We start from the raw sequence: 14,821 nt of genomic DNA, 5'->3' as shown, positions 1-14,821 counted from the left end.
GGCCATCCCTGGCCGGATCACTGGCGGGCAGAGCCATCGCCGGAGGGCGGCTCCCCACCGCCCGCCGCCTTCACACCCCTGCAGCCTTGTCCGAGAGCGATTGGATGCACATCCGCAGCCCCTCGCGGAGGTTCCGCAGCGTGGTCACGGCGGACAGCTCCAGGCCGAGCGACGTGATCAGCGCGGCCACCGCGGGGCGCACGCCGGTGATGACCCCCTTGGCGCCGAGCAGCTCGACCGCGCGGATGATCCGGATCACGTGATCGGCGGTCTCGCCGTCGATGCTGTCCACGCCGGTCATGTCGAGGATCGCGTAGCGGGAGCCCGTCCTGACGATGGCGTCGAGCAGCTCCTCGGTGATCACCCCGGCCCTCACGCCGTCGAGCGTGCCGATCAACGGGAGCGTCAGCACGCCGTCCCACACCTGGATGATCGGCGTGGCGAGCGCGCGGAGCTCGTGCTGCTGCCGCTCGATCAACGACAGCTTGTCGCGGAGCTCCTGCTCGGTCCTCTGGAGCTCCTCGGCGATGCGGGCGCGCTCCTCGACCTCGCGCTTCAGCTTGTGCAGCGCGATGGCCAGATCCGTCTTCGTCGCCCGCTCCTCGTCGAGCAGGCTCTGCAGCCGGTCCTCCAGGCTTGTCGTGGAGGGGCGCACCGTGAACTCATCGTGGGCGTCGCCCCGCGCGGCGAACGACGTCTGCTCGACGTCGCACTCCTCCCCGAAGAGCCGGGTGCAGAACCCGGCCAGCTTGCCCGCGATCATGCTGCTGCCCCAGCAGACATCGAGCTCCTTCTGGTAGACCGACTCCCACCCGTTCACCACGCGGAAGCGGGCCTCCTTCCGCTCCCGGTCCAGGGAGAGCACGTGCCACACGCCCCAGCCCGCCGTGGCCGCGCCGAGGCCGAGCGCCTTGAAGCCCTCCTCGAACGTCGGATAACCGGAGATGTATTTCCAGTCGTCATCGATGCTGAGCCGCCCCCCGCTCTCCACGGCGAGGTTGAAGCGCTCGGTCCCCGCCATCCGCTGGAAGCCGGACATCAGGCCAACCACGCTGCTCGGCAGGAACATCGACACCGAGGGGACGCCGGCCCAGGTGCACTGCCCGTTCTCGAGATCCCACTCGATCGCCATCCCCTCGACGACGACGCGGATCCTCTTGTCCAGAAGCTCAGAGCTTGTGCTCATAAATTCTCCGAGTCCACGAGCGCGCCCGCGCGCCCGCCGCAGTGTACCGGCTCAGCCCGGCCCGCGTCGCCCTCGACGGGCGAGCCACGGCTGGCCTCGATCCGGCCAAGACGGCGCTCTGGGGCTCGGGACGCGCTGCCGCCGCCCCCACGTGCTCGTCCCGCGGAACCCGCCGCTCGTGGCCGAGAACCTGGCGCTCGTCGATTCGTCCCTGATCTTCGCGAGCTCGGCTGGCAGCCTGGCGCGGCATGAAACCAATCTCGCAATGGCTGATGGCAGCCGGCCTTGTCACGCTGGCTGTCCCACAAACTGGGTGCAGCGGGGAGTCGCCCGCACTTCCCGAGCGGGACGAGCTCCGCGAGGAGCTCGAGCGTCGCCTCTCGGACGCGGCCGCGGCCGGGTTCTCCGGGTCGGTGTTGGTCACCGTCGACGGGGCCGAGGTGCTCGCGCGCGGCTACGGCTTGGCGGATCGAGACCACGACATCCCCAATGTCGCCGGCACGGCGTACGACTTCGGCTCCGTGATGAAGGACCTGACCGCGACGGCCATCTTCAAGCTCGAAGGCGACCACAAGCTCGCCGTTACCGACTCGCTCGCGACCCTCTTCGATGACGTGCCGGCCGACAAGGCCGAGATCACGCTCGTTCAGATCCTCCAGCACCGCGCCGGGTTCGACGAGTACCACGACACGGAGGGTGACTTCGAGCCGATGACGCGGCTCGAAGCGCGCCAGCGGATCTTCGCGCAGGAGCTGCTGTTCGAGCCGGGGAGCGACGAGGAATACTCCAACTCCGGCTACACGCTGCTCGCCGACGTCGTGGAGACCGTCTCGGGGCGAGCGTTCACGGACTACGTGCGCGACGAGCTCTTCGCTCCCGCCCACATGCAACAGAGCGGGTTCTTCGGTGACCCGCTCTGGGAGCGGGTCGACACCGCGATCGGATACGACGCCTCGACCTTCGGGGAGAACGACCCCGCCGGATGGCCGTACACCTGGTCGCTCGTCGGCAATGGCGGGCTGGTGACGACCGTCTCCGACCTCGAGCGCTGGCTGGTCGCCGTCTGGAAGGGGGAGGTGCTCGGTCCGGCCGCGTTCGAGTCGTACGAGGCGCATTACCTCTCGGGCGGCGCCCACGACCTCGAGGGCAAGACGGTCTACGCCGCGGCCGGAGCCGGCGACTATGGCCTTGGAGGGGTCGCGATCGACTGCCCGGCGGCGAACACGCGCGTGATCCTCGGGACGAACACGTACGAGGTGTTCGACATCGAGGGCTTCGGGCTCGAGCTGGGGAAGCTGGTCCTCTCGGCCGAGTGAGGCGAGCTCAGTCGGGCAGAGTGATGCCGACGGTGTTCTCCAGGAGCCGCTGCCGGACCTCTCGCGCGCGATCGCGCGAGACGGGCACGCGGAGCCGTGGACCGACCTCGAGGACCAGCTCCCCGTCGAGCCGGCCGAGCCCGTGCACGTGCGCCGGGGCGACGAGCCAGTTGCGGTGCACGCGAAGCACACGATCGCCCAGCGTGGCCCCGAGCGCGTTGAGCGAGAGGTCCACCGAGAACACGCCATCGACGTGGTGGAGAGAGGTGAGCCGCTCCGCCGCCTGAAACGCCAGCATGCCGTCGAGGTCCAGGAAGACCAGGCGGTTGTCGTGTCGCGCGACCAGGCGCGGCTCTCCCGCGCTCGGGGACGGCGCCCGGCGTCGCTCGAGGAGCCGCGCCACACACGTGGTGACGCGGTCGAGCGTGAACGGCTTGAGCAGATAGTCGACAGCGCCCATCTCGAACCCATCGAGCGCGTGATGCGCCAGCGCGGTGGCCAGCACCACCGCCGGCGGGCTCGCGAGATCCGCGAGGGAGCGGGCGAAGTCGAGGCCCGACGTGTCCCCAGGGCGATCGACGAGCCGGATATCGACGAAGACGGCGTCGATGCCGAGCTCGACGCGATCGAGCGCCTCTCGAGCAGCCTCGACGTTCGTCACCGCGGCGATGGTCCCGAATCTCCCGGTATCGCGCAGCAGCTCCACGAGGAAGTTGCGGGCCGGCCACTCGTCCTCGACGACGAGAGCAGAGAGCAGCTTCATGCGGTCCTCCTGGGCAGCGTGACCTCCAGGCGCGTCCGGCCGGGCTTCGAGTCGATGCGCAGCGACGCGTCGGCCGATTCCAGGGCGACGCGGCGCCGCACCAGCGCGAGCCCCCGCCCCTCCTTCGGGACAGCGGCCAGGTCGAAGCCGGGGCCCTCGTCCTCGACGGCGCAGCGCAGGTGTCCTGCCTCCCCGGTGATCTGCAGGACGACACGGCCGCGCTCCCGTCGGCGCAGCGCGCCGTGGTGCACCGCATTCTCCAGCAGGGGCTGAAGGAGCATCACCGGGAGCACGCAGTCCTCCACCGAGGCGTCCACGTCCCATTCGAACGCGAGCCGCCCGAAGTGCCGAGACTCCAGGATGCGCGCGAAGCCCCGCAGCCAGCTCACTTCCTCGCGGACCGTGTGATGGGATCGCCGCGATCCCTGCATGATGTCCCGCAGCAGGTCGCCGAGCGTCGCGATCAGGGTGCGCGCCTCGGCCGGCTCCTCGGTCACCAGGCCGGCGATCGTGTTGAGCGTGTTCAACACGAAGTGAGGCTCGAGCGCGGCGCGGATGTGCGCGAGCTCGACCTCCTGGCGCAGCGCGCGCCGCTCGTGCTCGAGCCGCCGCTCGGCGCCGATCTGTCGAGGTAGCTCGATCAGGAGGGCCCAGAAGCCGAACAGGGCGTCGCCGTCGAAGAAGCCCACGACGGCGGTGGCCACGAGCGGCCGTCGCGGTCCCTCTGGAAACACCTCGGGCAGCGCCGTGGCGACGAGGAAGAAGCAGGTGTTGGCGATGGAGCTGGCGATCCCGGCGGTGAACGCGAGCACGACGAGCTGAAGCCAGATCGGCGCGCGCTGCGGTCCGATGCGGCGCGCCACCAGCGTGAGCGCGCCGAGGACCGCCGCCACCCACACCGCGATGCCCAGCCCGCGCCAGGGTTCGAAGCTTCCCTGGTCGATCCAGCCGAGGAGCCAGAGCACGGCCGTGGTGATCACCACGGCCTTGCCGACGTGGGCCTTTCCCTCGCTTGCGGGCTCCTGCGTCACCCGTTCAACACTAGCGTAGACTGCGGCCCCCGATGCTCCTCACGCTCACCACCACGCACAGGCCGGCGACAGATCTCGGCTACCTGCTCGTCAAGAACCCTGCGTACACGCAGTCGTTCCCGCTGTCGTTCGGCAAGGCGCACGTGTTCTATCCCGAGGCGACCGAGGAGCGGTGCACCGCGGCGCTGCTGCTCGACGTCGACCCCGTGGACCTCGTGCGCGGGCGCGGCGCGGGCGAGCCCGGGACGCTCGCGCAGTACGTGAACGACCGGCCCTACGTCGCCTCGTCGTTCCTCTCGGTGGCGATCGCGCAGGTCTTCGGCTCGGCGCTCGGCGGCAAGTGCCGCGACCGCCCGGAGCTCGCCGACGCGCCGATCCCCCTCTCCGCCACGATCGAGGCGCTGCCGTGCCGCGGCGGCGAGGCGCTGCTCCGGCGGCTCTTCGAGCCGCTCGGCTACGAGGTCGCGGCCGAGCGCCTCCCGCTCGACGAGACGTTCCCGGAGTGGGGCCAGAGCGCCTACCTGCGCGTCTCGCTCGCGAGGACGTGCCGGCTCAGGGAGCTGCTCGCGCACCTCTACGTGCTCGTGCCCGTGCTCGACGACAAGAAGCACTACTACGTGGGCGACGCCGAGGTCGACAACCTCCTCGCCAAGGGCAAGGGGTGGCTCGCGGAGCACCCGGAGCGCGAGGCGATCGCGCTCCGCTACCTGAAGCACAGCCGGCCGCTCTTCCGGGCCGCGCTCGCGCGGCTCGTGGCCGACGACGAGGCGAGCCCCGAGGAGGCCGAGGACGAGAAGGCCGCGCCCGAGGACCGGGGCGAGGCGCGTATGAGCCTCGACGAGGCGCGGCGCGAGGCCGTGGTCGCGGCGCTCCGCCGGGCCGAGGCGAGGAGCGTGCTCGACCTCGGCTGCGGCGAGGGCAAGCTGCTGAAGCGCCTCGTCGACGAGCGCGTCTTCGAGCGCGTGGCGGGCGCCGACGTCTCCATGCGCAGCCTCGAGATCGCCAGGAACCGGCTGCGCCTCGACGACCTGCCCGACAAGCAGCGGCGGCGCATCCAGCTCTTCCAGGCGTCGGTCACCTACCGCGACGCGCGCTTCTCGGGCTACGACGCCGCGACCCTCGTCGAGGTCATCGAGCACGTGGACCTCTCGCGGCTCGGCGCGCTCACGCGCAGCGTCTTCGAGCACGCGCGGCCGCGCGTCGTCCTCGTGACCACCCCGAACGCCGAGTACAACGCGCTGTTCGAGGGGCTCCCGCGCGGCGCGCTCCGCCACGGCGACCACCGCTTCGAGTGGACGCGCGCCGAGTTCCACGCCTTCTGCGAGGGGGTCGCGGCCGCGCACGGCTACGCCGTCGAGCACCTGCCCGTCGGCCCGATGGATCCCTCGCTCGGCGCGCCGACGCAGATGGCGATCTTCACGCGCGAGGGCGGCGGGGGCAGCGCGGGCGGCGCCAGCAGCACCAACGGCGCGGGCGGCGGAGAGGCCCAGGGCGGCGGCGCGGGCGGCGCGGGCGGCGCCCTCGCGCAGGCGACGGAGGTGGCGTCGTGAGCGAGCAGGCCCCCCTCATCGTCCCTTCCCTCTCGCTGGTCGTGCTCGTCGGCGCGTCCGGCTCCGGCAAGAGCACGTTCGCGAGGGCGCACTTCAAGCCGACCGAGATCCTCTCGTCGGACCACTACCGCGGCGTCGTGTCCGACGACGAGAACGATCAGTCCGCCAGCGCGGCCGCCTTCGAGGTCCTGCACTTCATCGCGGGCAAGCGGCTCGCGTCGGGGCGGCTCGCCGTTGTCGACGCGACCAACGTGCAGGCGGACGCGCGCAGGCCGCTCGTCGCGCTCGCGCGCGAGCACCACGTGCGGCCGGTGGCCATCGTGCTCGACATGCCGGAGAAGCTCTGCCACGCGCGCAACGCCGGCCGGCCGGACCGGCAGTTCGGCCCGCACGTCGTGCGGGGCCAGAGCCGCGAGCTGCGCCGCTCGCTCAAGGAGCTCCGGCGCGAGGGCTTCCGCTACGTGCACGTGCTCTCCTCGCCCGAGGAGGTGGCGGCGGCCACGATCGAGCGGCAGCGCCTGTGGACCGACCGCCGCGACGAGCGCGGGCCGTTCGACATCATCGGCGACGTCCACGGCTGCTTCGACGAGCTGGTCGAGCTGCTCGAGGCGCTCGGCTACAAGCTGGAGGGGCTGCCGGACGCGCCGCGCGCGTCGCACCCCGAGGGCCGGCGCGCGATCTTCCTCGGCGACCTCGTGGACCGCGGGCCGCGCTCGCCCGACGTGCTGCGCCTCGCGATGGCGATGGTCGAGTCGGGCGCCGCGCTCTGCGTGCCCGGCAACCACGACGTGAAGCTGCTGAAGAAGCTGCGCGGGCGCGACGTGAAGCCGACGCACGGGCTCGAGCGGACGCTCGAGCAGCTCGAGGCGGAGACGGACGCGTTCAGGGCGAAGGCGGCGGACTTCATCGACGGGCTCGTCAGCCACTACGTGCTCGACGACGGCAACCTCGCGGTCGCGCACGCGGGGGTGAAGGAGGCGTTCCAGGGCCGGGGCTCGGGCGCGGTGCGAGAGTTCTGCCTGTACGGCGAGACCACGGGCGAGACCGACGAGTACGGCCTGCCCGTGCGGTACAACTGGGCCTCGGAGTACCGCGGCAAGGCGATGGTGGTCTACGGCCACACGCCGACGACGGTGGCCGAGTGGGAGAACCGCACGATCTGCATCGACACGGGGTGCGTGTTCGGCGGGGCGCTCACGGCGCTCCGCTACCCGGAGCGCGAGCTCGTCGAGGTAAAGGCGCGCCGCGTGTACTACGAGCCCGCGAAACCGCTCGCGCCGCTCGCGGGCGAGCCGAAGGCCGGATCGCGCGGGCAGGCCTACGACGTGCTCGACATCGACGACGTGCGCGGCCGGCGCGCGATCCGGACGCGGGTGCACGGCATGGTGACGATCCGCGAGGAGAACGCGGCGGCGGCGCTCGAGGCGATGAGCCGCTTCGCCGTGGATCCTCGGTGGCTCATCTACCTGCCGCCGACGATGTCGCCGAGCGAGACGTCGAAGGACGGGGGCCTGCTCGAGCACCCGCGCGAGGCGTTCGCGTACTTCCGGCAGAACGGCGTTGGCCGCGTCGTCTGCGAGGAGAAGCACATGGGGTCGCGCGCGGTGCTCGTCGTGTGCCGCGACGAGGCCGCGCGGCGGCGGCGGTTCCGCCTCGACGAGGGGCCGCTCGGCGTGTGCACGACGCGCACGGGCAGGCCGTTCTTCTCGGACGAGGCGCGGAGCCGGGAGCTCATCGACCGGGTGCGGGCGGCGATGGATCGGGCGGATCTGTGGGCCGAGCTGCGCACGGACTGGGTCTGCCTCGACGCGGAGCTCCTGCCCTGGTCGGCGAAGGCCCAGGATCTCCTGCGCGGCCAGTACGCCGCCGTGGGCTCGTCGGGCCGCGCGTCGCTCGACGCGACGGTGCGGGCGCTGGAGAAGGCCGCCGCGCGCGACGAGAGCGCGCGGGTGCTGCTCGAGCGCCACGCGGCCCGGAAGGCGGCGATGGACGGGTACGTGGCGGCCTACCGGCGCTACTGCTGGCCGGTGCGGTCGCTTTCGGACATCCGTCTGGCGCCGTTCCACCTGCTCGCGAGCGAGGGCGCGGTGCACGCGGCGCGGGACCACGGCTTCCACCTGCGGCAGCTCGCGCGGCTCGCCGAGGTCGATCCGGCGTTCTTCGTGGAGACCCCGCACCGCGTGGTCGACCTCTCGGACCCGCAGAGCGAGGCGCAGGCGGTGGCCTTCTGGACGGAGATGGTCGAGCGCGGCGGCGAGGGCATGGTGGTGAAGTCGTGGGAGTGGGTCGTGCGCGGCCCGCGCGGGCTCGTCCAGCCGGCGATCAAGTGCCGGGGGCCGGAGTATTTGCGGATTATTTATGGACCGGAGTACCTGATGCCGCAGCACCTTGCGCGGCTGCGGAACCGCAGCGTGTCGGGGAAGCGCGCGCTCGCGCTGCGGGAGTACGCGCTCGGCCTGGAGGCGCTCCACCGCTTCGTGGAGGGCGAGCCGCTCCATCGCGTGCATGAGTGTGTGTTCGGGGTGCTGGCGCTGGAGAGCGAGCCGATCGATCCGCGGCTGTGATGAGCGGCTGAGCATCGCCGTGGCCAGACGTCTGGCTGCCCGTGGCCAGACGTCTCTGGCTGTGATGTGGTCGCGCCCGGATCAGGTCAATCGCCCTTCAGGCACCCCGCGCATCGCGCCGCGTCATGACGGAGCGACGTCGGTCAATGCATCTGCTGGCCGGCCACAGGGCCGGCCGTGGCCGCGTCCGGTCTCCGGTCGCGCATGCAAAATCCCGTAAACCAACGCCGTCTTGTGGAGTATACGCCGTCCGCAGGATGGCACTGTTCGTGCTGGAGCGCGACCAGCCGTCGACCGCCGCTCTCAGGTCAAGCCCGGTGCAAGGCTAGCACCTGCGCGCGCTCGATATCGGCAGTGGCTTCAATGTGGTCAGCGAAGGAGCATGTTCTGTATGGCGGATTCTAGGGCTCGGAGCACCCGATGGCCCCTCGTGGTGGTCTGGTCGTGGGCGTTCGTCGCCGCGCTCGTGACGATGGGCTGTGGTGATCCAGTCGATGCGAAGCCGTGCGCACCGGGTGAGGTAGCGCGCGAAGACGGACAGTGCGAGCCGAAGCCATGCGGCCCGGACGAGATCACCCTGCCAACGGGCCAATGTCAGCCAGCGGGGCTCCCGCCGGACATGCCGTGTCCGCCGGGCGAGCTTGCGCTGGAGGACGGCCGATGCCAGCCGGCGGGGGTGCCGCCGGAGGCGTGCGGAGAAGGGTTCGTCGCCGATGGCCGCGGCGGCTGCTCGGCGATCCTCCCGGAAGAAACGTGTCCGAAGGGGCAGATGGCCATCCCCGGGGAAACCCGTTGTCGCGAGGTCGCCCCCTGCGGCGAAGGACCGTGGGGCGACATCCCGGTCGAGGCGAACACCCAGTTCGTCGACCAAAGCTACGCGGGCGACGACAGCGACGGCACGAAGGATAAGCCGTGGACGACGATCCAGCGGGCGATCAACAAAGCCGATGGCGGCGCCATCGTCGCCGTGGCGGCGGGCACGTACGTCGAAGACGTGTTGGTCACGGGCAAGGCGGTGCGCCTATGGGGCCGATGTCCTGGACTTGTGGAGATCCAAGGCGCAGGGACGCGGGGCGCTGCCGTTCGGGTGATCAGAACGAAAGCGAGCGGGACCGAGATCCGAAGCGTCGCCGTGACCGGGCCGAGCATCGGGCTCATCATCCTGGGTGCGCACGACATCAGCGTAGGCCAGGTGTGGGTGCACGACGCGGGGGATCATGGAATCTCGATCGCATATACGGACGGCCCGGCGAACGTAGCGCTGAAGGCTTCCCTCATCGAGGAGAACCATCGTGCCGGTGTGTCCGTGTACAGCTCGCGCGCGACGCTCGAAGGCACCGTCATCCGCTCCACCAAGCCCAACGCCGATGGAGTAGGAGGACTGGGCATCGACATCGCAGATGCCGATGTCACAAGCGAATCAGACTGGCCACCCCAGCGAATCGAGCGCGCAAGCGTGAGCGTACGCGCATGCGTAATCGAGCATAGCCACGACTTCGGCATACTCGTCAACGGATCGGATACGGAGCTCGAGACAACCGTGATCCGGGACACCCAGCCAAACGAAGACAAGTGGAGAGGATGGGGGATCGGCGTCATGGATGCGGTCTATATAGACGAACCAGGCCAGCGCGCGAACGTGAACCTACGCGCATGCGTTATTGAGAGAAACCATAACGCCGGCGTGTTCGTGCTCGACTCGGACGCAAAACTCAACGCAACCATGGTCCGTGACACTCGGTCCAGCACAGAGGCGGAGGGAGGGCGGGGAATCGTCATCCAGTCCGACCACAACAGCGGCGAACGCGCGAGAGCGACTATCCACGGGTGCCTCGTCGAGCACAATCACACGGCAGGAATATCCATCTCTGGATCGGATGCGACTTTGGAGGCAACCATAATCCGCGGCACGCAACCCGGCCCCAATGGGGAGGAAGGGCGTGGAGTCGACGTCCAGTCTGACGTCGACTCCCACGAGCGCGCGAGCATGATCATGCACGCATGCATCATCGAGGAAAACCGCAAGGCTGGCGTGTCCGTCACCGGCTCAGATGCGACAATCGAGGATACCGTAGTTCGAGCTACCCGGCCCAGCGAGGATGGGATGGGAGGGGCGGGGATCTACGTCCACGATGACTTCGAGGCAGGCGGGCGCGCGAACCTGACTGTCCGCACATCCCTCGTCGAAGGGAATAGCGATATTGGCGTGACCGCTTTTGGCTCGGCGGTTACAATTGAGACCAGTAAGATCAGCAGCACCCAGCCCAGCGAAGATGGGATGGGTGGACGAGGTATCGGCGCCCAGAACAGCGAAACTGGCGAGCGCGCGAGCTTGCTCGTACGTTCATGCATTATTGAGCGAAACCATGAGGTTGGCATGGCCGTCTTTGGATCGGATGCGACCGTCGAGACCACCGTGGTCCGCAGCACCCAGCCCAGCAAAGATGGTGCACTAGGACGGGGCATCAATCTCCAGGACGCATTCGACACAAATGACCGGGCGAACGTGACCATAGACACATGCGTCATTGATCAGAACCATGAGATCGGCGTGTACGTCGGCAACTCGGACGTGACGTTCGACACCTCGCTCGTGCGGGCAACGGAGGCTCGCCACGACGAGAAGTTCGGGGATGGAGTTGTCATTTTAGGAGACAGCACGGCAACGATCCAAAATTCCACGATTACCGACAATGACCGCGCCGGGGTCGCAAACTTCGGCTCCAAGGTCAAGATCCTCGATACGATCCTTACCTGCAACGGATTTGATCTCAACGGCGAGACCTTGCTCGAATCCCGCGCCGACTTCCACGGCAGCGACGGCTGGCAGTGCACCCCCGACGGTGCCAAGGACTGTACCGAGACGGACGACCACTGCAAGGTGGTGTCTGGCAACCTGGAGCCCCCGCCCGAGGTGGAGCCGCTCCCGCCGCTCTCGCAGCCTTGACCCCACGGCGCCTCGCCGTGCCTGGCTTGGCAGCGCGCGCAGCGGCCCGGCGCGGCTCGCCAGGGAGGGTGCAGCGCGCAGCCCGAGCCGTTATCGGTGCTCCCGCGCCTGGCCTGCAGCGCCGGGGTCCGCCGAGAGCGCCGCCGCGCTCGCTCGGAGGCTACCACCGCAGCCGGACTGCACTTTCGCGAGGGGGAGCTCCGCCAGAAAGCCGAGGCGTGCCGCGCGTTCCTCGCCGATGCCGCGAGCCGTGACTCGGGACGGTGAGCGGCTCCGGGGAGCAGTCCAGAGGACATGGTAGCCCCCGCGGGCTTGGTACCCTCCGTGCTTGAGCGCGTTCAGCCGGCGCCCGTCGCTCGCGGGGAGAATCAGCGCATGGCCAGTACGTGCGCGTGTTCGAAATCATCATCAGTAGCCGTCTTATGACTGGCGAATTGAAAGGAGTGTGCTTCGTATGGTCAGCTTTCGGCAACGGATCGTCCGATGGCCCCTCGCGGTGGCGTGGACGTGGGCGATCGTCACCACGCTCGCGGTGATGGGTTGTGGTAATCAGTTAGACGCGGGCGCGAAGGGATGCGCGCCCGGCGAGGTGGCGCGGGAGGATGGAGTTTGCGAGCCGAAGCCGTGCGGCCCAGGGGAGAACACGCTGGAGACGGGCGCGTGTCAGCCGGCGGGGCTTCCGCCGGACATGGCGTGCCCGCCGGGCGAGCTTGCGATGGAGAGCGGCGAATGCCAGCCGGCGGGGCTTCCGCCGGACATGGCGTGCCCGCCGGGCGAGCTTGCGATAGAGAGCGGCGAATGCCAGCCGGCCGGGGTGCCTCCTGAGGCGTGTGGAGAGGGGTTCGCTGGCGATGGCAACGGCGGCTGCAAGGCGATCCTCCCGGAAGACAAGTGTCCCGAGGGGCAGATGGCCATCCCCGGAGAAACGGGCTGCCGTGAGGTCGCCTCCTGCGGCGATGAGCCGTGGGGCACCATTCCGGTCAGGGCGAACACGCAGTTCGTCGACCAGGCCTATGCGGGCGGGGACAGCGACGGGACGATGACGAAACCGTGGACGACGATCCAGAGGGCGATTGACGAAGCGGTCGACGGTGCCATCGTCGCGGTGACGGACGGCTCCTATGCCGAATACGTGGTGATCCGGGGCAAGGCGGTGCGCCTGTGGGGACGATGTCCTGCGTTGGTGGAGATCCGCGGGACGGACCCGAGTGCCCCGGCCATTCTGGTGGACGGAAACGCCGCGACAGGGACCGAGATCCGAAGCCTTGCCGTGACCGGTGAGGGCGCCGGACTGTTCCTGTCGAGTGCGCTCGACGTCACGATCGAGCAGGTACGAGTGCACGATACGGGGGACCATGGGATTGCTGCCGTAAAGGCGTTGCGTGGCCAGACGCGCATGGTGCTGCGGGGCTCCCTCATTGAGCAAAACCGCAACACAGGCGTGCTCGTCCATGGCTCGGACGCGACGATTGAGGCCAGCGTGGTCCGCGCTACCCAGCCGAGCGCAGATGGGGAGTTTGGATGGGGCATCGGCGTCCTGGACGCCCGTGGCAGAGGAGCGCGTGCGCGCGCGTTCGTCCGCGCGTGCCTCATCGAGCAGAACCATGATGTGGGCGTGTTGGTCGCTGGTTCGGACACGACGATCGAATCGACCGTGGTCCGCTCCACCCAGCCGAACGCAGATGGGATAGGAGGACGGGGCATCGGCGTCCAGGAGAACTCTGACACAGGTGAGCGCGCGGGCGTAACCGTCCGCGCCAGCCTCGTCGAGCAGAACCATGATGAGGGCGTGGCGGTCTTTGGCTCGGACGCGACGATCGAATCGACCGTGGTCCGCTCCACCCAGCCAAGCGCAGATGGGACGGGAGGATGGGGGATCGGCGTCCAGGAGAACCCTGACACAGGCGAGCACGCGAGCGTGACCGTCCGCGCCAGCCTCGTTGAGCAGAACCATGACGTCGGTGTGTTTGTCGAAGCCTCGGACGCGACGATCGAATCGACCGTGGTCCGCTCCACCCAGCCGAGCGCAGATGGGACGGGAGGAAGGGGGATCGGCGTCCAGGAGAACTCTGACACAGGCGAGCGCGCGGGCGTGATCGTCCGCGCCAGCCTCGTTGAGCAGAACCATGAGATGGGAGTGTTTGTCAGTGGTTCGGACACGACGATCGAATCCACCGTGGTCCGCGCCACCCAGCCGAGCGTAGGTAGGACGTTCGGGCGGGGCATCCACGTCCAGGATAACCCCGACACAGGCGGGCGCGCGAGCGTGACCGTCCACGCCAGCCTCGTTGAACAGAACCATGAGGTGGGCGTGTTTGTCGTTGGCTCGGACGCGACGATCGAATCCACCGTGGTACGCGCCACCCAGCCGAGAGCAGATGGGACGGGAGGAGTTGGGATCGGCGTCCAGGATGACCGAGGCAGAGGCGAGCGCGCGAGTGTGACCGTCCGCGCCTGCGTCGTCGAGCAGAACCATGACGTGGGCGTGTTTGTCCTTGGCTCGGACGCGACGATCAAGGCCGCCGTGGTTCGTGCCACCCAGCCGAGAGCAGATGGGACGGGAGGATGGGGGATCGACGTCGCGAGCAACCCTGAAACAGGCGAGAGCGCGAGCGTGTCCGTCCGCACCAGCCTCGTTGAGCAGAACCATGACGTGGGCGTGCTCGTCCTCAACTCTGACGCGATGATCGAGGCCACCGTGGTCCGCGTCACCCAGCCGAGAGCAGATGGGACGGGAGGATGGGGTATCGGCGTCCAGGAGACCCCTGAAACAGGCGAGAGCGCGAGCGTGTCCGTCCGCACCAGCCTCGTTGAGCAGAACCATGAGGTGGGCGTGCTCGTCCTCAACTCTGACGCGACGATCGAGGCCACGGTTGTGCGCACCACGAAGGCACGCGACAACAACACCTTTGGGGATGGGATTGCGGTAGAGAAGGGCACAGCCAGGATCCAAAACGCCACGATCACCGACAACGCCCGCGCCGGGGTCGCCAATTTCGGCTCCGAGGTCACGATTCTCGCCACGACCCTCGCCTGCAACGCCTTCGATCTCAACGGCGAGACCGTTGACGGATCCCGCGCCTCCTTCAATGGCAGCAGCAGCTGGCAGTGCACCCGCCGCGACACCGAGGACTGCGGCGAGACCGACGACCGCTGCCATGTGGAAACTGCCAACCTGGAGCCTCCGCCCCCGGTGGAGCCGCTCCCGCCGCTCCCGCTGCCTTGACGCCATGGCGCGCGGCCGTCCACGCTGGCGGTATTATACACGCTCACTGACTGCGTGCACTTCCGCGCTGCTATACCCCGGCACACTCCCGCCGTTAGCTTGCCCGCACTCCAGCATCTGAGGCGGACGCGGCCGCCTTCTCGCCCGGCCGACCTCCCGTACGTTGACGCTCGTGCGTCGCCGGCCCGTTCAGGCTGGGTCGGCTCGGGCCTTGATGGCCGGCTCAGCGGCGAGGCGT

At 69.2% G+C, this 14,821-nt stretch carries 8 protein-coding genes; 5 read left to right on the top strand and 3 right to left on the bottom strand.

Features of this window, described 5'->3' with window-relative positions; genetic code table 11:
* Window positions 1-70: 70 nt before the first annotated feature.
* Window positions 71-1,186 carry an STAS domain-containing protein gene (locus WMF14_RS15720; RefSeq protein ID WP_272103814.1) on the bottom strand — a complete coding sequence of 372 codons (1,116 nt, stop codon included), beginning with the start codon at window positions 1,184-1,186 and terminating at the stop codon, window positions 71-73.
* Between the two features lie 272 nt (window positions 1,187-1,458).
* Between WMF14_RS15720 and WMF14_RS15715 the strand changes: the two genes are divergently transcribed.
* Entirely contained in the window at window positions 1,459-2,502 is a 1,044-nt protein-coding gene (locus tag WMF14_RS15715) for a serine hydrolase domain-containing protein (RefSeq protein ID WP_437801830.1), read from the top strand.
* Window positions 2,503-2,509: 7 nt separating this feature from the next.
* Here the strand turns inward: WMF14_RS15715 and WMF14_RS15710 are convergent, their stop codons facing one another.
* Window positions 2,510-3,265, bottom strand: a complete 756-nt coding sequence (locus tag WMF14_RS15710) for a LytR/AlgR family response regulator transcription factor (protein ID WP_437801829.1) — start codon at window positions 3,263-3,265, stop codon at window positions 2,510-2,512.
* Window positions 3,262-4,296, bottom strand: a complete 1,035-nt coding sequence (locus WMF14_RS15705; protein WP_437801827.1) for a sensor histidine kinase — start codon at window positions 4,294-4,296, stop codon at window positions 3,262-3,264. Before WMF14_RS15705 ends, WMF14_RS15710 begins: the two co-directional genes overlap by 4 nt.
* A gap of 32 nt (window positions 4,297-4,328) precedes the next feature.
* On the opposite strand from WMF14_RS15705, the gene WMF14_RS15700 reads away from it, so the two are divergent.
* The 4 genes from WMF14_RS15700 (at window position 4,329) to WMF14_RS15685 (ending at window position 14,583) form a co-directional block, all read left to right on the top strand.
* On the top strand, window positions 4,329-5,846 hold the full coding sequence (locus WMF14_RS15700) for a 3' terminal RNA ribose 2'-O-methyltransferase Hen1 (RefSeq protein ID WP_437801825.1): 1,518 nt from the start codon (window positions 4,329-4,331) through the stop codon (window positions 5,844-5,846).
* The gene (locus tag WMF14_RS15695; RefSeq protein ID WP_437801823.1) at window positions 5,843-8,410 is read left to right on the top strand and encodes a polynucleotide kinase-phosphatase; all 2,568 of its coding nucleotides are present in this window, start codon (window positions 5,843-5,845) and stop codon (window positions 8,408-8,410) included. Before WMF14_RS15700 ends, WMF14_RS15695 begins: the two co-directional genes overlap by 4 nt.
* Window positions 8,411-8,801: 391 nt before the next feature.
* Complete coding sequence (locus WMF14_RS15690; protein WP_437801821.1) at window positions 8,802-11,357, top strand: right-handed parallel beta-helix repeat-containing protein; 2,556 nt, start codon at window positions 8,802-8,804, stop codon at window positions 11,355-11,357.
* Between the two features lie 454 nt (window positions 11,358-11,811).
* Window positions 11,812-14,583, top strand: a complete 2,772-nt coding sequence (locus tag WMF14_RS15685) for a right-handed parallel beta-helix repeat-containing protein (RefSeq protein ID WP_437801820.1) — start codon at window positions 11,812-11,814, stop codon at window positions 14,581-14,583.
* Window positions 14,584-14,821: the final 238 nt, after the last annotated feature.

Origin of the sequence: Sorangium sp. So ce693 (assembly GCF_051521375.1) — a bacterium.
GTDB lineage: Bacteria > Myxococcota_A > Polyangia > Polyangiales > Polyangiaceae > Sorangium > Sorangium atrum.
The sequence above is the reverse complement of the archived record's forward strand: the minus strand, read 5'-3'. Positions and strand labels throughout refer to the sequence as shown.